General features: G+C 65.8%; 30 protein-coding genes. 1 reads left to right on the top strand and 29 read right to left on the bottom strand.

The genetic code is table 11. From position 1 onward, the window contains the following. Nucleotides 1-13 precede the first annotated feature (13 nt). The 28 genes from rpsK to MQH10_RS03095 all read right to left on the bottom strand — a co-directional run bounded on the left by rpsK (nt 14) and on the right by MQH10_RS03095 (nt 15,463). Nucleotides 14-403, bottom strand: coding sequence for a 30S ribosomal protein S11 (rpsK, locus tag MQH10_RS03230; RefSeq protein WP_242562628.1), 390 nt, complete (start codon nt 401-403; stop codon nt 14-16). A gap of 12 nt (nt 404-415) precedes the next feature. Further along, entirely contained in the window at nt 416-784 is a 369-nt protein-coding gene (rpsM, locus tag MQH10_RS03225; protein WP_242562627.1) for a 30S ribosomal protein S13, read from the bottom strand. A 304-nt stretch (nt 785-1,088) separates the two neighbouring features. Further along, on the bottom strand, nt 1,089-1,661 hold the full coding sequence (locus MQH10_RS03220) for an adenylate kinase (RefSeq protein WP_242562626.1): 573 nt from the start codon (nt 1,659-1,661) through the stop codon (nt 1,089-1,091). Between the two features lie 65 nt (nt 1,662-1,726). Next, nucleotides 1,727-3,076 (bottom strand): preprotein translocase subunit SecY, encoded by a 1,350-nt coding sequence (gene secY / locus MQH10_RS03215; RefSeq protein ID WP_242562625.1) that lies wholly within the window; start codon nt 3,074-3,076, stop codon nt 1,727-1,729. 168 nt (nt 3,077-3,244) lie between these two features. Further along, nucleotides 3,245-3,757, bottom strand: a complete 513-nt coding sequence (rplO, locus tag MQH10_RS03210; RefSeq protein ID WP_242562624.1) for a 50S ribosomal protein L15 — start codon at nt 3,755-3,757, stop codon at nt 3,245-3,247. A 129-nt stretch (nt 3,758-3,886) separates the two neighbouring features. Next, nucleotides 3,887-4,066, bottom strand: a complete 180-nt coding sequence (gene rpmD / locus MQH10_RS03205) for a 50S ribosomal protein L30 (protein WP_242562623.1) — start codon at nt 4,064-4,066, stop codon at nt 3,887-3,889. 3 nt (nt 4,067-4,069) lie between these two features. Next, nucleotides 4,070-4,672: a 30S ribosomal protein S5 gene (gene rpsE / locus MQH10_RS03200; protein ID WP_242562622.1), complete on the bottom strand. Its 603-nt coding sequence runs from the start codon at nt 4,670-4,672 to the stop codon at nt 4,070-4,072. Nucleotides 4,673-4,682: 10 nt separating this feature from the next. Further along, nucleotides 4,683-5,039: a 50S ribosomal protein L18 gene (gene rplR / locus MQH10_RS03195; protein ID WP_242562621.1), complete on the bottom strand. Its 357-nt coding sequence runs from the start codon at nt 5,037-5,039 to the stop codon at nt 4,683-4,685. 3 nt (nt 5,040-5,042) lie between these two features. After that, the gene (gene rplF / locus MQH10_RS03190; RefSeq protein WP_242562620.1) at nt 5,043-5,576 is read right to left on the bottom strand and encodes a 50S ribosomal protein L6; all 534 of its coding nucleotides are present in this window, start codon (nt 5,574-5,576) and stop codon (nt 5,043-5,045) included. Between the two features lie 2 nt (nt 5,577-5,578). Continuing rightward, nucleotides 5,579-5,974 carry a 30S ribosomal protein S8 gene (rpsH, locus tag MQH10_RS03185; RefSeq protein ID WP_242562619.1) on the bottom strand — a complete coding sequence of 132 codons (396 nt, stop codon included), beginning with the start codon at nt 5,972-5,974 and terminating at the stop codon, nt 5,579-5,581. A 10-nt stretch (nt 5,975-5,984) separates the two neighbouring features. Next, nucleotides 5,985-6,290, bottom strand: a complete 306-nt coding sequence (gene rpsN / locus MQH10_RS03180; protein WP_242562618.1) for a 30S ribosomal protein S14 — start codon at nt 6,288-6,290, stop codon at nt 5,985-5,987. A gap of 19 nt (nt 6,291-6,309) precedes the next feature. Then, on the bottom strand, nt 6,310-6,870 hold the full coding sequence (gene rplE, locus MQH10_RS03175; protein ID WP_242562617.1) for a 50S ribosomal protein L5: 561 nt from the start codon (nt 6,868-6,870) through the stop codon (nt 6,310-6,312). Further along, complete coding sequence (rplX, locus tag MQH10_RS03170; RefSeq protein ID WP_242562616.1) at nt 6,863-7,177, bottom strand: 50S ribosomal protein L24; 315 nt, start codon at nt 7,175-7,177, stop codon at nt 6,863-6,865. Before rplX ends, rplE begins: the two co-directional genes overlap by 8 nt. Then, complete coding sequence (gene rplN / locus MQH10_RS03165; protein ID WP_056018090.1) at nt 7,177-7,545, bottom strand: 50S ribosomal protein L14; 369 nt, start codon at nt 7,543-7,545, stop codon at nt 7,177-7,179. The genes rplX and rplN overlap by 1 nt, the downstream gene beginning before the upstream one ends. A 14-nt stretch (nt 7,546-7,559) precedes the next feature. After that, nucleotides 7,560-7,811, bottom strand: a complete 252-nt coding sequence (gene rpsQ, locus MQH10_RS03160; RefSeq protein ID WP_242562615.1) for a 30S ribosomal protein S17 — start codon at nt 7,809-7,811, stop codon at nt 7,560-7,562. 10 nt (nt 7,812-7,821) lie between these two features. Further along, nucleotides 7,822-8,016 carry a 50S ribosomal protein L29 gene (gene rpmC, locus MQH10_RS03155; protein WP_242562803.1) on the bottom strand — a complete coding sequence of 65 codons (195 nt, stop codon included), beginning with the start codon at nt 8,014-8,016 and terminating at the stop codon, nt 7,822-7,824. Continuing rightward, nucleotides 8,016-8,447, bottom strand: a complete 432-nt coding sequence (gene rplP / locus MQH10_RS03150) for a 50S ribosomal protein L16 (protein ID WP_242562614.1) — start codon at nt 8,445-8,447, stop codon at nt 8,016-8,018. Before rplP ends, rpmC begins: the two co-directional genes overlap by 1 nt. Before the next feature lie 9 nt (nt 8,448-8,456). Next, complete coding sequence (gene rpsC, locus MQH10_RS03145; RefSeq protein WP_242562613.1) at nt 8,457-9,215, bottom strand: 30S ribosomal protein S3; 759 nt, start codon at nt 9,213-9,215, stop codon at nt 8,457-8,459. After that, complete coding sequence (rplV, locus tag MQH10_RS03140; RefSeq protein WP_242562612.1) at nt 9,215-9,595, bottom strand: 50S ribosomal protein L22; 381 nt, start codon at nt 9,593-9,595, stop codon at nt 9,215-9,217. The genes rpsC and rplV overlap by 1 nt, the downstream gene beginning before the upstream one ends. Nucleotides 9,596-9,597: 2 nt before the next feature. Beyond that, nucleotides 9,598-9,876, bottom strand: coding sequence for a 30S ribosomal protein S19 (gene rpsS / locus MQH10_RS03135; protein WP_242562611.1), 279 nt, complete (start codon nt 9,874-9,876; stop codon nt 9,598-9,600). Nucleotides 9,877-9,879: 3 nt separating this feature from the next. Then, a complete protein-coding gene (gene rplB, locus MQH10_RS03130; protein WP_242562610.1) occupies nt 9,880-10,716 on the bottom strand; it encodes a 50S ribosomal protein L2 in 837 nt (278 codons plus the stop codon). Between the two features lie 4 nt (nt 10,717-10,720). Further along, on the bottom strand, nt 10,721-11,020 hold the full coding sequence (locus MQH10_RS03125; protein WP_242562609.1) for a 50S ribosomal protein L23: 300 nt from the start codon (nt 11,018-11,020) through the stop codon (nt 10,721-10,723). After that, nucleotides 11,020-11,658 carry a 50S ribosomal protein L4 gene (gene rplD / locus MQH10_RS03120; protein ID WP_242562608.1) on the bottom strand — a complete coding sequence of 213 codons (639 nt, stop codon included), beginning with the start codon at nt 11,656-11,658 and terminating at the stop codon, nt 11,020-11,022. Before rplD ends, MQH10_RS03125 begins: the two co-directional genes overlap by 1 nt. Continuing rightward, nucleotides 11,658-12,404, bottom strand: coding sequence for a 50S ribosomal protein L3 (gene rplC, locus MQH10_RS03115; protein WP_242562607.1), 747 nt, complete (start codon nt 12,402-12,404; stop codon nt 11,658-11,660). The genes rplD and rplC overlap by 1 nt, the downstream gene beginning before the upstream one ends. 14 nt (nt 12,405-12,418) lie before the next feature. After that, nucleotides 12,419-12,727, bottom strand: coding sequence for a 30S ribosomal protein S10 (gene rpsJ, locus MQH10_RS03110; RefSeq protein ID WP_110449816.1), 309 nt, complete (start codon nt 12,725-12,727; stop codon nt 12,419-12,421). A 310-nt stretch (nt 12,728-13,037) separates the two neighbouring features. Continuing rightward, the gene (locus MQH10_RS03105) at nt 13,038-13,865 is read right to left on the bottom strand and encodes a GIN domain-containing protein (protein WP_242562606.1); all 828 of its coding nucleotides are present in this window, start codon (nt 13,863-13,865) and stop codon (nt 13,038-13,040) included. An 87-nt stretch (nt 13,866-13,952) separates the two neighbouring features. Next, nucleotides 13,953-14,852, bottom strand: coding sequence for a hypothetical protein (locus tag MQH10_RS03100; RefSeq protein WP_242562605.1), 900 nt, complete (start codon nt 14,850-14,852; stop codon nt 13,953-13,955). After that, nucleotides 14,795-15,463 (bottom strand): hypothetical protein, encoded by a 669-nt coding sequence (locus tag MQH10_RS03095; RefSeq protein ID WP_242562604.1) that lies wholly within the window; start codon nt 15,461-15,463, stop codon nt 14,795-14,797. Before MQH10_RS03095 ends, MQH10_RS03100 begins: the two co-directional genes overlap by 58 nt. A gap of 216 nt (nt 15,464-15,679) precedes the next feature. On the opposite strand from MQH10_RS03095, the gene MQH10_RS03090 reads away from it, so the two are divergent. Beyond that, a complete protein-coding gene (locus MQH10_RS03090) occupies nt 15,680-16,387 on the top strand; it encodes a beta/gamma crystallin-related protein (protein WP_242562603.1) in 708 nt (235 codons plus the stop codon). A gap of 77 nt (nt 16,388-16,464) precedes the next feature. Here the strand turns inward: MQH10_RS03090 and MQH10_RS03085 are convergent. Continuing rightward, the coding region (locus MQH10_RS03085; protein ID WP_242562802.1) for an EF-Tu C-terminal domain-related protein at nt 16,465-16,560 on the bottom strand (96 nt) is incomplete at its 5' end.

The following is a 16,560-nucleotide window of genomic DNA, read 5'->3' as shown; positions in this document are numbered from 1 at the left end:
AGTACTTCGGTACTCAGACGCGCCGACGCTTGGGCGGCCGGCAGCCGTTGTGCGGAATGGGGGTCACGTCACGGATGGTCGTGATGGTCATGCCCACCGACTGCAGCGCGCGAAGAGCGGACTCACGTCCCGAACCCGGGCCGGAGACGTTCACTTCCAGCGTCTTCACGCCGTGTTCGGCGGCCTTCTTGCCGGCGTCTTCCGCAGCCATCTGGGCGGCGTAGGGCGTCGACTTCCGGGAACCCTTGAAGCCCATCATGCCGGCCGAGGACCACGAGATCGTGTTCCCTTGCGCGTCGGTGATGGTGATCATGGTGTTGTTGAACGAGGCGTTCACGTGCGCCACGCCCGAGGTGATGTTCTTGCGTTCGCGCTTTTTGACGCGAGCCGGTTCCTTGGCCATCGCTGAGCTCTCTTACTTCTTCTTGCCGGCGATCGGCTTGGCCGGACCCTTGCGGGTGCGGGCGTTGGTGTGCGTGCGCTGACCGCGGACCGGGAGGCCCTTACGGTGACGCAGGCCGCGATAGCAGGCCAGGTCCATCAGACGCTTGATGTTGACCGCCGTCTCGCGACGCAGGTCCCCTTCGACGGTGTAGTCACGGTCGATGGTTTCGCGGATCTGCAGCACCTCAGCGTCGGTCAGCTGATTGACGCGGCGAGCGTCATCGATGCCAACCTTGTCCACGATCTGGCGGGCCTTAGCCTGGCCGATGCCATGGATGTACTGAAGCGCGATGACGACGCGCTTGTTAGTCGGAATGTTTACGCCGGCGATACGGGCCACGTCGTGTATTCTCCTGGTCACGCAGAGATGCGCGAACGACGCCCCGGCCCCTGCATCCCTGACGGGAAGGCCAGCGCGGCGATCGCGCGTTTCGCGGAAGCGGCCCGTTATAGGGATCGTTACGCTTCCGTCAATGCCCGGTTTAACGAATTTTGCTCCCCGCAACGGCCCTTGCGGGGCCTGGCCGGGGAAATTCGGCGAACCGGTCTTGTCATCCTGGCCGCGACAGGCCCCGAGGGGTCCGCAACGTCCGTAAATCCCGTCCGCGTCGCAAAACGCGGGACGATTCGTCAGCTCGAGGTCCCTATGCCTTGAGCTTGGCCAGCGCCTGGTCGATCCCGGCGGCGACCGACTCGATCGAGCCCATGCCATCCAGTTCGACCAGTTTGCCCTGGCCTTGATAGTAGGGCAGCAGCGGCGCGGTCTGGTCGTTATAGGCGCCCAGCCGAACCTTGAAGCTGTCCGGATTGTCGTCCGGCCGGCCCGACTCGGCGAACCGCCCGGCGATCCGGGTCATCAGCGCCTCGTCGTCCACCTTCAGCCGCAGCACCACGTCGATCTTGGCGCCGCGCTTGGCAAGCATCGCGTCCAGCGCCTCGGCCTGGGCCAGGGTGCGGGGGAAACCATCGAAGATCGCCCCGCCCGCGGCTTCCGCCTCCGGCAGACGCTCCTCGATCAGAGCGATGACGATCTCGTCCGTCACCAGCTCGCCGCGCTGCATCACGCCTTCCACCTTCTTGCCGAGCTCAGAGCCCGAGGCGATGGCGGCGCGCAGCATGTCGCCGGTCGAGAGCTGGACCATCTTGCGGCCCTCCACCAGGCGCTTGGCCTGGGTGCCCTTGCCCGCCGCTGGCGGTCCGAACAGGATCAAATTCATGGTGTTCTTATTCCCTCCCCGCCGGTCATCCCCATGACCGGTTGAACGCGGCCAGGCGCCCGAAATTAACGCCCGCGCACCCCGCGCAGCTTCGACTTCTTGATCAGGCCCTCATACTGGTGGGCCAGAAGGTGCGACTGGATCTGAGTGACGGTGTCCATGGTCACGCTCACCACGATCAGGATCGAGGTGCCGCCCAGATAGAAGGGCGCGTGGAAGGCGCTGATGAAGATCTCGGGCACCAGGCAGACCACGGTGATGTAGACCGCCCCGATAACCGTCAGACGGGTCAGGACGAAATCGAGATATTCCGCCGTGCGCTTGCCCGGACGGATCCCCGGCAGGAAGCCGCCGTACTTGCGCAGGTTCTCGGCGGTGTCCTCCGGATTGAAGACGACCGAGGTGTAGAAGAAGCAGAAGAAAATGATCAGGGCCGCGTACAGCACCATGAACAGCGGCTGGCCGTGCTGCAGCTGGCCGACCACGGTCGGCAGCCACTGAAGCTGGCTCGGCAGGTTGGCGGTCGCCAGGAAGCTCATGGCCGTCGCCGGCAGCAGCAGCAGGGACGAGGCGAAGATCGGCGGGATCACGCCCGAGGTGTTGACCTTCAGCGGCAGGAACGAAGTGTCGCCGCCGAACATGCGGTTGCCTTGCTGGCGCTTCGGATACTGCACCAGCAGGCGGCGCTGCGAGCGTTCCATGAACACGATCGAGAGGATCGCGGCCACGGCGACCACCAGGATGGCGACGCCGCCGAAGCTGGACATCTGGCCGGTGCGCATGACCGTCAGCAGCTGCCACACGCCGGTCGGCAGGTTGGCCACGATGCCGGCGAAGATGATCAGGGACACGCCGTTGCCGACGCCGCGGCTGGTGATCTGCTCGCCCAGCCACATCAGGAACAGGGTGCCGCCGGTCAGGGTGATGACGGTCGAGACGACGAAGAACAGGCCCGGATTGACCACCAGGCCGGCGCTCGCCTGCAGGCCCGTCGCGATGGCGAAGGACTGCAGCAGGGCCAGGACCACGGTCAGATAGCGGGTGTACTGGTTGAGCGTCTTGCGCCCCGCCTCCCCGCCTTCCTTCCGCATCTTCTCCCACGGCGGATAGACCGTGCCGAGCAGCTGCACGATGATCGAGGCCGAGATGTAGGGGCCGACGTTCAGCGAGAAGATCGCCATGCGCTGCACGGCGCCGCCCGAGAACATGTTGAACATGCCAAGGATGCCCTTGGACTGCCCCTCGAACACCCGGGTGAAGGCTTCGATATCGATGCCCGGGATCGGGATATAGGTGCCGAGCCGGTAGACGATCATCGCGATGAGCGTGAACCAGATGCGCTTATGAAGCTCCGTCGCCTTCTGGAAGGCGCCGAAGTTCATGTTGGCTGCGAGCTGTTCGGCGGCCGAAGCCATGCAAATCCCCGAGCGTTTAAGACTGGTCGTACATAGGGCGTCAGATGGGCCCTGTCATCCGCCCCGGCCCGAACCCTCCCCTCCCCGTCAAACTGACGCGGACGGCAGGGCTCCGAAGACCGGGTCGGCGGCCGAGATCCCCGCATCAGCGGGGATGAGCGGTGAGGCTCAGGCCTTGACCTTCTTCTGCAGCTTGCCCTTCGGGGCGTCGCTTTCGACCGGCTGGGTCGTGGTGACCGAACCGCCGGCGGCTTCCACGGCGGCCTTGGCCGCGGCCGAGGCCGAATAGACGGTGATGTTGATCTTGGACTTGATCTCGCCCTTGCCCAGCAGGCGGACGCCGTCGCGTTCACGACGGATGACGCCGGCGGCCAGCAGGGCGGCGGCGTCGATCGCCTTCTTCGCGTCGAGCTTGCCGGCGGCGATCGCCTGTTCCAGACGCCACAGGTTCACTTCCGCGAACTCCAGGGCGAAGGGGTTGTTGAAGCCACGCTTGGGCATGCGCATGTGCAGCGGCATCTGGCCGCCTTCGAAGCCGGCGATGGCGACGCCGGAGCGCGCCTTCTGGCCCTTCACACCGCGACCGGCGGTCTTGCCCTTGCCCGAACCCGGGCCGCGGCCGACGCGCATGCGATTCTTGGTGGAGCCCGGGGCCGGGGCGAGTTCGTTGAGCTTGGTCATGGGTGCCTCTCCTTGGAGATCTGTCGCCGGGGGCCCTCCCCCGACTCGGCTGATGTAAAAATTCAAACGGCCCGGCGAGCCGGGCCGAGACGGCAACAGGGGCGACGTTTCCGCCGCCCCTTATAGACCTTAGCCTTCGACCACTTCCACCAGATGGTGGACCTTGGCGATCATGCCGCGAACGGAGGGGGTGTCCTCCAGGATCGCGGTGCGGCCGATCTTGTTGAGGCCCAGGCCCGCGAGAGTCGCGCGCTGGTCCTTGGTCCGGCGAATGGGGCTCGCCGTCTGACGAACGGTGACCTTAGCCATGACTTATTCTCCGTCGGTGGCGACCGGAGCGCCGTCAGCCTTGCGGCCCAGCACGTCGGCGACCTTCTTGCCACGCTTGTTGGCGACCTGGCGGGGCGAAGACTGAGCCTTCAGCGCCTGGAAGGTCGCGCGCACCATGTTGTAGGGGTTGGACGAGCCGACCGACTTGCCGACCACGTCCTGGACGCCCAGGGTTTCGAGCACGGCGCGCATCGGACCGCCGGCGATGACGCCGGTGCCGGCGGGCGCCGCACGGACCATGACCTTGCCAGCGCCCCAACGGCCATTGCCGTCGTGGTGCAGGGTGCGGCTCTCGCGGAGCGGCACACGGATCATCGACTTCTTGGCTTCTTCGGTCGCCTTGCGGATGGCTTCCGGCACTTCACGCGCCTTGCCATGACCGAAGCCGACGCGGCCCTTCTGATCACCGACCACCATCAGGGCGGCGAACGAGAAACGACGGCCACCCTTCACAGTCGCGGCGACGCGGTTGATGTGCACCAGCTTCTCGACGATGTCGCTGTCGGCGCGCTCTTCCTGCGGGGCGTTCCGGTCCCGGCCACGGCGTTGACCGCCTTCGCCGCGTTGTTCGTTTCCACGAGCCATTGGATTACCCCTAGAAATTCAAGCCGGCTTCGCGCGCGGCGTCAGCCAGCGCCTTCACCCGGCCGTGATAGATGTAGCCGCCACGATCGAACACGACGTCCTTGACGCCCTTTTCGATCGCGCGCTGGGCGACCAAGGCGCCGACGCGAGCGGCGGCTTCCTTGTCGGAACCCTTGGTCTTGCCTTCGCCCTCGAGGGACGAAGCCGAAGCCAGAGTCACGCCCTTCGCATCATCGATGACCTGGGCGTAGATGTTCTTGTCCGAACGGAACACCGACAGACGCGGACGGCCATTCGACAGCTTGCGAAGGCGGATCCGGTTGCGCTCGGCGCGGCGCTTGGACGTTTCACGAGGAGTAAGAGCCATGGCCTACTTCTTCTTGCCTTCCTTGCGACGCACCTTCTCGCCCGCGTAGCGCACGCCCTTGCCCTTGTAGGGCTCCGGCGGACGGATACGACGGATGCGCGCGGCGATCTCGCCGACCGCCTGCTTGTCGATGCCGCTGATCTTGATTTCAGTCTGCTTCGGCACGGCGAACGCGATGCCCGCCGGCGGCGGAACGTCCACCTCGTGGCTGAAGCCCAGCTGCATGGAGAGCGAATTGCCCTTCATCGCCGCGCGATAACCAACGCCGACCAGCTCGAGGGTCTCCTCATAGCCCTGGGTGACCCCATGGACCATGTTGGCGACCAGCGTGCGGGACAAACCCCACATGGCCTGAGCGCGCGTGTTCTCGACACGCTTGGACAGCACCAGCTCGGCGCCCTCCTGCTTGACCTCGATTTCTTCGGCCACGGTCCAGGCGAGTTGCCCCTTGGGGCCCTTCACCGACACCGTTTGGCCGGAGATGGTGACCGTAACCCCGGTGGGGACGGCGACCGCCTTCTTTCCGATCCGCGACATCTTTAATAGACCCGGCAGAGGACTTCGCCGCCCACGTTCGCATCGCGCGCCGCGGAGTCGGACATGACGCCCTTGGGCGTCGACAGGATCGAGATACCCAGGCCGTTCTTAACCGGCTTCAGGTCCGCGATCGACGAATAGACGCGACGGCCCGGCTTCGAGACGCGGCTGATTTCGACGATGACGGGCTGGCCGTCAAAGTACTTCAGCTCGATCTCGAATTCCGGGAAGGCGCCGGGCTTTTCCACCAGGTGGTAGCCGCGGATGTAGCCTTCCTCGGCCAGCACATCGAGGACGCGCGCGCGCATCTTCGAGGCGGGGGTCGACACTTTCGAACGGCCGCGGGTCGCGGCGTTCTTGATGCGGGCGATCATATCGCCAACGGGGTCGTTCACCATGGGACCCTCCTCACCAGCTCGATTTCACGAGGCCGGGGATCAACCCGTGCGAACCCAGTTCGCGCAGGGAGATCCGGCTCATCTTCAGCTTACGATAGTAGGCGCGCGGACGGCCCGTGACTTCGCACCGGTTACGGATGCGGGTCTTGGACGAATTCCGCGGCAGCTCCGCGAGCTTCAGCCGGGCTTCGAAGCGTTCTTCGAGCGGCAGGCTTTCGTCGTTGGCGACGGCCTTCAGCTCTTCACGCTTCGAGGCGTATTGCTTGACGAGACGCTTGACCATCTCGTTGCGGTTGACGGCGCTCTTCTTGGCCATTTTGCTTTCCTTCCCGCCCTTAAGCTTGAACGAACGGGAACTGGAATTCCTTGAGAAGCGCGCGCGCTTCGTCGTCGGTCTTCGCAGTCGTGGCGACGATGATGTCCATGCCCCACATTTGATCGATCTGGTCGTAGTTGATCTCGGGGAACACGATGTGCTCCTTCAGACCCATGGCGTAGTTGCCACGACCGTCGAACGAGGTGGGCTTCAGGCCCCGGAAGTCCTTCACCCGCGGCAGAGCGATGGTGATCAGACGGTCCAGGAATTCGTACATGCGGTCCTTGCGAAGGGTCACCTTCGCGCCGATCACCATGCCTTCGCGCAGCTTGAAGCCGGCGATGGAATTGCGGGCGCGGGTGGCGACCGGCTTCTGGCCGGCGATGGCCGTCAGATCCGCGATGGCCGAGTTGACCTTCTTGGAGTCGTTGACCGCCTCACCGATCCCCATGTTCAGGACGATCTTGTCCAACTTGGGGATCTGCATCTCGTTGGTGTAGCCGAACTGTTCCTTCATCACCGCGCGGATGCGCTGGCGATATTCGGACTTCAGTCGGGGCTCGTAAGCTTGCTCAGCCATTGATCACCTCGCCGGTCGTCTTAGCGACACGAACCTTCTTGTCGCCTTCGACGCGGAAACCGACGCGGGTCGGCTTACCCTTGGAGTCAACGATCGCCACGTTGGACACGTGAAGCGCCGCTTCCTTGTTCTTGATGCCGCCCTGCGGGTCGGACTGGGTCGGGCGGGTGTGGCGCTGAACCATGTTCAGGCCTTCCACGACGACGCGGTCTTCCTTGGGCAGGACCTTCAGGACATTGCCCTGACGGCCCTTGTCCTTGCCGGCGAGGATCACGACGCGATCCCCTTTTTTGATCTTCGCGGCCATTACAGCACCTCGGGCGCGAGGGAGATGATCTTCATGTGGTTCTTGGCGCGCAGTTCACGGGGAACCGGGCCGAAGATCCGCGTGCCGATCGGCTCGCTCTGCTTGTTCACGATGACGGCGGCGTTCTTATCGAAACGGATCACCGAACCGTCCTTGCGCTTGATCGCGGAGGACGTGCGCACGACGATGGCTTGAAGGACGTCGCCCTTCTTCACCCGGCCGCGCGGAATGGCTTCCTTGACGGAGACGACGATCTTGTCGCCCACGCCGGCGTAACGACGGCCAGCGCCGCCGAGCACCTTGATGCACATCACACGACGCGCGCCGGAATTGTCGGCGACTTCGAGGTTAGTCTGCATCTGGATCATGGATCAGACCTTCCTTACGAGCCCTGGACAGCGGCGGCCTTAGGCAGCGCTTCCCAGGTCTTGGTTTTCGATTTCGGCGCGCATTCGATGATGCGGGCGATCTCGCCGGCCTTGTAGGCGTTGGTTTCGTCGTGCGCGTGGTACTTCTTCGACCGACGGACGGTCTTCTTCAGCACCGGATGCAGGAAGGTCCGTTCGACCTTCACGACGATGGTCTTGTCACCCTTATCGGAGACGACCACGCCTTCGAGAATTCGTTTCGGCATTTGGGTCTCCTTAGGCCGCGGACTGCTTGGCGCGCAGGACGGTCTTGATCCGGGCGATGTCCTTGCGGACCTCGCTCGAACGGTGGGTCTTCTCGACCTGGCCCGTCGCCGCCTGGAAGCGCAGGTTGAACTGCTCTTTCTTCAGGTTCAGCAGGGTTTCGCCGAGTTGGTCGGGCGTCATGCCCCGGATGTCATCGATCTTCATCACGCGTGCTCCGCAACGGCGGCGTCGATACGGGTGACGATGCGGGTCTTCACCGGAAGCTTGGCCGCGCCGAGGCGCAGGGCTTCACGGGCCACATCGTCCGGCACGCCGTCGATTTCGAACATGATCCGGCCGGGGTGAACCCGGGCGGCCCAGTACTCAACCGCGCCCTTACCCTTACCCATCCGGACTTCGGCGGGCTTGTCGGTGACGGGAACGTCCGGGAAGATCCGGATCCACACGCGACCTTGGCGCTTCATCTGGCGAGTGATCGCCCGACGAGCCGCTTCGATCTGGCGGGCGGTGATGCGTTCCGGCTCAACCGACTTCAGGCCGTGCGAGCCGAAGTTCAGGGAGAAGCCGCCCTTGGCGACCCCGTGGATCTTGCCCTTGAACTGCTTGCGGTACTTGGTTTTCTTAGGTGAAAGCATGGCTCAACCTCACGCGCCGGCCTGGTCGCGGCGATCGCGACGCGGACCGCGATCAGGGCGATCGCCCCGTTCACGACCGCCGCCTTCGCCAGCGGGACCGGATTCAGTGGCCAGGCGCTTATCCAGCGCCATGGGATCGTGCTCGAGGACTTCGCCCTTAAACACCCACACCTTCACACCGATGATGCCGTAGGTGGTCTTGGCTTCCGTCAGCCCGTAGTCGATGTCCGCGCGCAGCGTGTGACGCGGCACCCGGCCCTCGTGATAGGACTCGGTCCGGGCGATTTCCGCGCCGCCCAGACGACCGGCGACTTCGATGCGCATGCCCTTGGCGCCCAGACGCATCGCGCTTTGCAGCGAACGCTTCATGGCGCGACGGAAGGCGATCCGGCGCTCGAGCTGCTGGGCGATGTTTTCGGCCACCAGCTGGGCGTCGGTTTCCGGCTTGCGGATTTCGACGATGTTCAGGTGCACTTCGCCGCCGGTGATGGCCGCGACGTCCTTACGGAGCTTGTCGATGTCCGCACCCTTCTTGCCGATGATCACGCCGGGGCGCGCGGCATAGATGGTGATGCGGCACTTCTTGTGGGGGCGCTCGATGATGATGCGCGAGACGCCGGCTTGATACAGGCGCTTCTTCAGCATCTTACGGACCTTGATGTCCTCGTGCAGAAGCTTGCCGTACTCGGCGCCGTCGGCGAACCAACGGGAGTCCCAGGTGCGGTTGATGCCGAGGCGAAGCCCGACCGGATTGACTTTTTGACCCATCAGGCGGCCTCACCCAGCTCGCGGACCACGATGGTGATCTCGCTAAACGGCTTTTCGATGCGCGAGGCCCGGCCGCGAGCGCGGGCGGAAAAGCGCTTCATAACCAGGTTCTTGCCCACGAAGGCCTCGGCCACGACCAGGGAGTCGATGTCGAGGTTGTGGTTGTTCTCGGCGTTGGAGATCGCCGAGTAGAGCGCCTTGCGCACATCGCGAGCGATGCGCTTGTGGCTGAACTCCAGCTCGTTCAGAGCCCGCTGGACCTTGAGGCCGCGGATCGACTGAGCGACGAGGTTCAGCTTGCGGGGGCTGATACGCAGAGAGGTGACCTTGGCCACCGCCTCGGCAGCGCTGAAGCGCCGGGCTTTTGCTTGCTTGGCCATGACTACTTCCTCTTGGCCTTCTTATCGGCCGCGTGGCCCGGGAAGTACCGGGTAGGCGCGAACTCACCGAGCTTCATGCCGACCATGTCTTCGCTAATCAGCACCGGGACGTGCTTTTGGCCGTTGTGGACACCAAAGGTGAGGCCCACGAACTGCGGCATGATGGTGGAGCGACGCGACCAGGTCTTGATCACATCCTTGCGGCCGGAACCTTGGGCGGTTTCGGCCTTCTTCAGCAGGTATCCGTCGACAAACGGACCTTTCCAGACGGAACGGGTCATGGCTTAGCGAGCCTTCCGAGCATGGCGCGAACGGATGATGTACTTATCCGTCGTCTTGTTGGTGCGGGTCTTGGCGCCCTTGGTCGGCTTGCCCCACGGAGTGACCGGGTGACGACCGCCGGAGGTGCGGCCTTCACCACCGCCGTGCGGGTGGTCGACGGGGTTCATGACGACGCCGCGGACGTGCGGGCGGAAGCCCATGTGCCGGGTGCGGCCGGCCTTGCCGAGCACCTGGTTCATGTGATCCTGGTTCGAGACAGCGCCGACCGTGGCCATGCAGCTGTCCTGGACCATCCGCAGTTCGCCGGAGTTCAGGCGGATCTGGGCGTAGCCGGCGTCACGACCGACCAGCTGGGCGTAGGCGCCAGCCGAACGGGCGATCTGACCGCCCTTGAGGGGCTTCAGCTCGACATTGTGAATGATCGTGCCGATCGGCATGCCACGCAGCGGCATGGCGTTGCCCGGCTTCACGTCGGCTTTCTCGGAGGCGATCACCTGATCGCCGGCCTTGATGCGCTGCGGAGCCAGGATATAGGCCAGCTCGCCATCGGCGTACTTGATCAGCGCGATGAAGGCGGTGCGGTTCGGGTCGTATTCGAGACGCTCGACCGTGGCCGGGATGTCCCACTTGCGACGCTTGAAGTCCACCACGCGGTACAGGCGCTTGGCGCCGCCGCCGCGGAAGCGGACGGCGATCCGGCCACCGCCGCCACGACCGCCGGTCTTGGTCAGACCGTGGACGAGCGACTTTTCCGGCTTGCCCTTGTGGAGCTCGGACTTGTCGACCAGCACCAGCCCGCGGCGGGACGGCGAAGTCGGATTGTAATGCTTCAGAGCCATCTGCTTAGAGCCCCGTGGTGATGTCGATCGACTGGCCTTCGGCCAGGGTCACGACAGCTTTCTTGACGTCCGAGCGGCGGCCCGGACGGCCCCGGAAGCGCTTGGTCTTGCCCTTGACGACCAGGGTGTTGACCTTGGTGACAGTGACTTTGAACAGGGCTTCGACGGCGGCGGCGATTTCGTCCTTGGTCGCGTCGTTGGCGACCCGGAAGACCACCTTGTTCTGCTCGGAAAGCAGGGTGGCCTTTTCGGTGATCACCGGCGACAGGATCGCGTCGTAGTGGCGGGCGGTCGGGCTAGCCATTACGCGGCCTCCTTCTCGGCGAAGCGCGCGTTGATCGCGTCGACCGCGTCCTTGGTCAGGACCAGGGTCTGGCGGCGCAGCACGTCATAGACGTTCAGGCCGGCGTTCGGCAGCACGTCCAGGTTCGGGATGTTGCGCGACGCCAGGGCGAAGTTGGTGTCGACTTCGGCGCCGGCGATCACCAGGGCGTTGGTCAGACCAAGCTTGCCCAGTTGAGCCCGCAGAGCCGAGGTCTTCGGGTCGGTGACGGCCACCGAGTCCACGATCACCAGAGCGCCGCTCTTGGCCTTGGAGGACAGCGCATGGCGGAGGGCCAGGGCGCGGAACTTCTTGGGCAGGTCGAAGGCGTGGCTGCGGACCACAGGACCGTGGGCCTTGGCGCCGCCGACGAACTGAGCCGCACGGCGCGAACCGTGACGAGCGCCGCCGGAGCCCTTCTGCTTGTACATCTTCTTGCCGGTGCGAGAGACCTCGTTCCGGACCTGGATCTTGTGATTGCCCGAGCGACGCTTGGCGAGCTGCCAAGTGATCATGCGCTGCAGGATGTCGCCGCGGATGTCTTCGATACCGAAGATGGCGTCGGACAGTTCAATCGAACCGCCCTTGGCGCCGTCGAGCTTGATGACGTCGAGTTTCATTATTCTTCGCCCTCAGCTTGGGGCGCCTCGGCAGGAGCCTCTTCCGCCGCGGGAGCCGCAACCGACTGGCCAGGCTTACGGAACGCGCCGGGCTTGGGAGCCTCGGCAGGAGCCGCAATCTTCACCGCGTCGCGGATCTTCACGTAGGAACCCTCGGTCCCGGGCACGGCGCCCTTGACCAGGATCAGGCCGCGCTCGGCGTCGATGCGCCAGACGGTCAGGTTCAGGGTGGTGACGGTCTCGACCCCGAGGTGGCCGGCCATCTTCTTGCCCTTGAAGGTCTTGCCAGGATCCTGGCGCTGACCGGTCGAACCATGGGCCCGGTGGGAGACGGACACACCGTGGGTGGCCCGCATACCGCCGAAGTTCCAGCGCTTCATCGCGCCCTGGAAACCCTTACCAACCGTGACGCCCGTCACATCGACCTTTTGGCCGGGGACGTAGTGGTCGGCGGTCAGTTCCGCGCCCACTTCGATCAGGTTGTCCGGACTCACCCGGAATTCGGCCAGCTCGTGCTTCGGCTCGACTTCAGCCTTGGCGAAGTGGCCGCGCATGGCCTTGCTGGTGTTCTTCGGCTTCTTGGCGCCGGCTCCGAGCTGGAGCGCGACATAGCCGTCCTTTTCCTGGGTCCGCTGGCCGGTGACCTGGCAGCCTTCGAGGCTGAGCACGGTCACGGGCACATGGACGCCGGCTTCATCGAAGAAGCGGGCCATACCCAGTTTCTTGGCGATCACGCCGGTACGCATCGACCGATCCCCCCTTACAGCTTGATCTCGACGTCCACGCCGGCGGACAGGTCGAGCTTCATCAGCGCGTCCACGGTCTGCGGGGTGGGGTCGACGATATCGAGCACGCGCTTGTGCGTGCGGATTTCGAACTGCTCGCGCGACTTCTTGTCGATGTGCGGCGAACGGTTGACGGTGAATTTTTCGATCTGCGTCGGCAGGGGGATGGGCCCCCGCACGGTCGCGCCGGTGCGCTTAGCCGTATTGACGATCTCGCGTGTGGAATGGTCCAGCACGCGGTGGTCAAAGGCCTTGAGCCGGATGCGGATGTTCTGACGATCCATATCGCTCTTCAATTTCCCCTACAGACGACGGTCCGTCCGCGTGACTTTGACCATTTCAAAGACCAACCCGCGCCCCTCATAAGAGGAGCCCGTACGCGTAAGTCCGCTCAAACGACATAGGCCCGCGCGAAAACCTTCCGCGTGGGCCGACTCCCGAGATGCTGATTAGCTTGCCTCAGGTCGTTCCGCGAACCGCGTCTGCGCTTCAAATCACTTCGAAGCGCACAGCCGATCCAACAGGAGGCGCGTCTATACGTGTGCGACTCGGCGGCGTCAAGGGCCGGGAGATCCGGCCCTCTTCGCCACGCGATCAGCCGATATTGACGCTGCCGGATCCGACGATCGCCTTGCTGACGCCGCCGGTGACCTGCTTGACATTGACGTCGCCGGAGCCGGCGATCTTGGCCTTCAGCTCGCCCGCCACGCCGTCGAAGCGGACGTCGCCGGAGCCGGCGATGGTGATGGAGGCCTCGTCGGCATGGCCGCCGGCGACGCGGACGTCGCCCGAGCCCGCCACCCGCACATTCAGCGGCCCGCCGATCGAGGCGGTCCAGACATCGCCCGAGCCCGCGACCTCGACATCCAGCCGTCCGGCCACGGCCTGGGTGTGGACATCGCCCGAGCCCGCGATGCGGATCATCGCCTCGCCCGATGACCCGGCGTTCACGTCGCCGGACCCGGCTTCGTTCAGGCGGAACTTGCCGGCCACATTGGCGATGGTCCAGTGGCCGCAGCCGGCGTTGGAGAAGTTCAGGCTGGCGGTCTTGCCGATCGAGCCGAACACCGCCCCGCCCGTGGCGACGTCGGCGTCGCGCGGCGTGCGGATCACCACCTGGGGCATGTCGGCATAGGCGACATCGCCCATGCCCGAGACCCGCACCGAGACATGGTCCTGCGCGCCATGGCACTCGCGGATCCGGTGATCGAGATTGCCGTCGATGATCCACTTGCCGCCCAGGGAGCGGACCTGCAGCGGCAGGGCGCCATTGGCGGCGACGATCTCGACCTTCACGTCGGACCGGTCCTCCGGAATGACGACGACGCGGGCGACCGCGTCCTTCACCTCGACCGAGGCGGCGTTGGCGACGCCGCCGGCCATGGCCAGACCTGTCGCAGCGATGACGGCTAGAAGACGCATGCGTCCCCTCCTCTATGAACAACCCTGGGAGGACGGTAGTCGGCGGGCGCCGGCCGATCAGCTTAATTCGCGGTCATGACAGAGGTTTCATCTGGCCGGCTGGCCGGCCTCGAACTGGGCCAGAAGGCGCTCATGCCGCCACTGCTCGCGAGCCTTGTCGGATCCGGCCACCAGGGCCGCGCAGGGGCCGGGCTTGGGCGTCTCCGCCCCGATCTGCCCGGCGCAGGCCTTGGCGGGCCTGGCATAGGCTCCGGGGTCGCCCCAGAGCCCCTCCCCGCTCAGAAACGAGAAGGCGATGGCGTTGCGGGCCGAACGCTTCAGATCCTGGTAGCTGGCCCCCTCCTCCGCCGCCCGGGCGTATTCGCCGGACAGGTCGATGCGCAGCAGGCCGGCGTCGTCGGTCGACAGGCTGGTGGGTACGCCGCGCTGGCGCAGCCAGCCATAGGGATGAGCCCTGCCCCGCACCTCCAGGATCGCGTCATTGGAGGAGAGGTTGATCTCGACCAGCACGCCCTTGGCCGCCGCCTCCGCCGCCAAGGCCTCCGCGCCGTCCTCCTGGGCGAAGTCGACGCCGTGGCCGATGCGCCGGGCGCCCGCCACACGGATCGCCTGGGCGACGTGCGACCGCAGGTCCGCCGGCGTGGCGTATTTCAGGGTCAGCTCCCCCGCATGCAGGGCCACGGGAACCTTGCGGCCATGGTCGGTGAGGAAGTCGACCATCTTCATGTGCAGGCTGTAATTGGCCAGGGACGCCGGATTGTCCTCCGGCGCCACCATCTGCACCCCGACCCAGCGCTTGTCGGCGGCGACCAGGGCCGCGCCGAGCTGCAGCTGGGCGAAGGTCATCTCCGGCGGCAGCACCCGGATGGTCTGGTAGAGGTAGCGCACCGTGACCTGGCAGCCCGGCGACGCCTCGGGCGTGCCGCACTTCAGGATCTGGCGGGTGCGCGCCTCCCGCGCGTCAGTCTGGGCGAGGGTGGCGGGCACGAGCGCCTCGAGCCCTTGGCCGAATTCGCCGCCGCCTGGCCCTGGAAGTCGCCGCCCTTCCACCCGGCCTGGGCGCCGATCGCCGCTGCGGCCCCGCCGTTCGGGGTGATCATGGCCTCCAGATAGAAGGTGTTCTGACGGCCCAGCCCGTCCAGCACCACGGCCATCTGGTCGGCCGCACGGCTGTCCGGCAGGGCGCCGATGCGGCTGAACACCCCGAAGAACTGGTCGTGGCCCGAGCGGTCCAGGAAGCCGGGATGGCGGGTGGAGAAGGAATCGACCAGGGCGCTGCGCATCACCTCGTCCCGCACCGCAGCGGCCACGGGCTTGAGGGTGTCGCTCGGCTGGCAGGGCGGGACCAGGGCCAGGCGGGTCACGTCCACGCACAGGCCGTCCTCCGCCGCCCATTGCAGGACGGTCTCACCGAAGATGGCGCCGGAGATGTGGTTGTGCAGTTCGCCGCCCTTGGGAAACGCCCGACCGAAGGCGGTCACCGCCCCGCCGGACATATGGGCGAGGTCCGGCTCGCGCGCCGCCGCCGGCGCCGCGGCCGCCAGCACCGCCAGGGCCAGAATTCCGCCGCCGAGCCCCCGCCTCCAGTTACCGCCCATCTGATCGCCCCCCCATGCGGGCGCCACGGCGCAACAGCCGCGGAGTCGTGTCAAGTCCGTGCGGACTCCACATTCGTGGACTACGGCTTAGGCTGTACGCGGCGGCCGCCCGGTTCAGGCGCCGTTCACGCTCCAGCTTCGATGCTGCTTCCGGCGCATGGTCCTTGGGGTGAAGGAAGACGCGTCTGGGATGAAACGCCACGCATGAGGTTGGGCATGAAGACCGAGATTTTGACCCTCGCCGCCGTCATCGGCGCCGGCGCCCTGGCCGCCGCGGCCCCGCAGGCTGCGCAGGCCCAGGGCTATGACGCCCCGCCGCCGGGCAGCTACTGGCAGAGCTGCCAGAATGTCCGGGTCTATGGCGGCGGGTCGAACCGCACCCTGTCGGCGGACTGCCGCGACGCGCGCGGCGGCTGGCGCAGCTCCAGCCTGCGCTACACCGATTGCCGCGGCGAGATCGAGAACCGCGACGGCCAGCTGGCCTGCTTCACCGGCGGCCCCGGTCCGGGCGGCGGCTATGGCGGAGGCTACGGCAACGGCGGCTACGGAAATGGCGGCTACGGAAACGGCGGTTATGGAAACGGTGGCTACGGCAACGGCGGCTATGGCAACGGCGGCTATGGCAACGGCGGCTACGGCAATGGCGGATATCCCGACCGGCCGCCCGTGCGCGGCGGGTCCATCACCTTATTCTACGGACCGAACTTCTCCGGCCCCAGCTTCGGGACCAGCCGGGAGATCACCAACCTGCCCAAGCGCGACAATGACAAGGCGATGAGCCTGCGGGTCAGCCGCGGCAGCGCCTGGCAGGTCTGCACCGACAGCGACTTCCGCGGCCGCTGCCAGATCTTCGACCGCGACGTCGACAATCTGAACCAGTTCGGCATGGGCGAGGCCGTCACCTCGATGCGCCAGGTCCGCTGACTGCGCATAAGAAAAGGCCGCCGAGGTTTCCCTCGGCGGCCTGATCTTGGTCCGTCACCCTCCGGAGAGGGCTTGGATTACTCGACGATCTTCGACACCACGCCGGCGCCGACGGTCCGGCCGCCTTCGCGAATGGCGAAGCGCAGGCCCTGGTCCATGGCGATCGGGGTGAT

Source organism: Phenylobacterium aquaticum (genome assembly GCF_022695515.1).
Taxonomy (GTDB): Bacteria; Pseudomonadota; Alphaproteobacteria; order Caulobacterales; family Caulobacteraceae; genus Phenylobacterium; species Phenylobacterium aquaticum.
Note: the sequence above shows the minus strand (reverse complement) of the source record. Positions and strands in the feature narration are given on the sequence as shown.

Bases quoted from the DNA above. Each gene is read 5' to 3' on its own strand.
- rpsK (WP_242562628.1), bottom strand. From the start codon at position 403: ATGGCCAAGGAACCGGCTCGCGTCAAAAAGCGCGAACGCAAGAACATC.
- MQH10_RS03220 (WP_242562626.1), bottom strand. From the start codon at position 1,661: ATGAATTTGATCCTGTTCGGACCGCCAGCGGCGGGCAAGGGCACCCAG.
- secY (WP_242562625.1), bottom strand. From the start codon at position 3,076: ATGGCTTCGGCCGCCGAACAGCTCGCAGCCAACATGAACTTCGGCGCC.
- rplO (WP_242562624.1), bottom strand. From the start codon at position 3,757: ATGACCAAGCTCAACGAACTCGCCCCGGCCCCGGGCTCCACCAAGAAT.
- rpmD (WP_242562623.1), bottom strand. From the start codon at position 4,066: ATGGCTAAGGTCACCGTTCGTCAGACGGCGAGCCCCATTCGCCGGACC.
- rpsE (WP_242562622.1), bottom strand. From the start codon at position 4,672: ATGGCTCGTGGAAACGAACAACGCGGCGAAGGCGGTCAACGCCGTGGC.
- rplR (WP_242562621.1), bottom strand. From the start codon at position 5,039: ATGGCTCTTACTCCTCGTGAAACGTCCAAGCGCCGCGCCGAGCGCAAC.
- rplF (WP_242562620.1), bottom strand. From the start codon at position 5,576: ATGTCGCGGATCGGAAAGAAGGCGGTCGCCGTCCCCACCGGGGTTACG.
- rpsH (WP_242562619.1), bottom strand. From the start codon at position 5,974: ATGGTGAACGACCCCGTTGGCGATATGATCGCCCGCATCAAGAACGCC.
- rpsN (WP_242562618.1), bottom strand. From the start codon at position 6,290: ATGGCCAAGAAGAGCGCCGTCAACCGCAACGAGATGGTCAAGCGTCTC.
- rplE (WP_242562617.1), bottom strand. From the start codon at position 6,870: ATGGCTGAGCAAGCTTACGAGCCCCGACTGAAGTCCGAATATCGCCAG.
- rplX (WP_242562616.1), bottom strand. From the start codon at position 7,177: ATGGCCGCGAAGATCAAAAAAGGGGATCGCGTCGTGATCCTCGCCGGC.
- rplN (WP_056018090.1), bottom strand. From the start codon at position 7,545: ATGATCCAGATGCAGACTAACCTCGAAGTCGCCGACAATTCCGGCGCG.
- rpsQ (WP_242562615.1), bottom strand. From the start codon at position 7,811: ATGCCGAAACGAATTCTCGAAGGCGTGGTCGTCTCCGATAAGGGTGAC.
- rpmC (WP_242562803.1), bottom strand. From the start codon at position 8,016: ATGAAGATCGATGACATCCGGGGCATGACGCCCGACCAACTCGGCGAA.
- rplP (WP_242562614.1), bottom strand. From the start codon at position 8,447: ATGCTTTCACCTAAGAAAACCAAGTACCGCAAGCAGTTCAAGGGCAAG.
- rpsC (WP_242562613.1), bottom strand. From the start codon at position 9,215: ATGGGTCAAAAAGTCAATCCGGTCGGGCTTCGCCTCGGCATCAACCGC.
- rplV (WP_242562612.1), bottom strand. From the start codon at position 9,595: ATGGCCAAGCAAGCAAAAGCCCGGCGCTTCAGCGCTGCCGAGGCGGTG.
- rpsS (WP_242562611.1), bottom strand. From the start codon at position 9,876: ATGACCCGTTCCGTCTGGAAAGGTCCGTTTGTCGACGGATACCTGCTG.
- rplB (WP_242562610.1), bottom strand. From the start codon at position 10,716: ATGGCTCTGAAGCATTACAATCCGACTTCGCCGTCCCGCCGCGGGCTG.
- MQH10_RS03125 (WP_242562609.1), bottom strand. From the start codon at position 11,020: ATGGCTAGCCCGACCGCCCGCCACTACGACGCGATCCTGTCGCCGGTG.
- rplD (WP_242562608.1), bottom strand. From the start codon at position 11,658: ATGAAACTCGACGTCATCAAGCTCGACGGCGCCAAGGGCGGTTCGATT.
- rplC (WP_242562607.1), bottom strand. From the start codon at position 12,404: ATGCGTACCGGCGTGATCGCCAAGAAACTGGGTATGGCCCGCTTCTTC.
- rpsJ (WP_110449816.1), bottom strand. From the start codon at position 12,727: ATGGATCGTCAGAACATCCGCATCCGGCTCAAGGCCTTTGACCACCGC.
- MQH10_RS03105 (WP_242562606.1), bottom strand. From the start codon at position 13,865: ATGCGTCTTCTAGCCGTCATCGCTGCGACAGGTCTGGCCATGGCCGGC.
- MQH10_RS03095 (WP_242562604.1), bottom strand. From the start codon at position 15,463: ATGGGCGGTAACTGGAGGCGGGGGCTCGGCGGCGGAATTCTGGCCCTG.
- MQH10_RS03090 (WP_242562603.1), top strand. From the start codon at position 15,680: ATGAAGACCGAGATTTTGACCCTCGCCGCCGTCATCGGCGCCGGCGCC.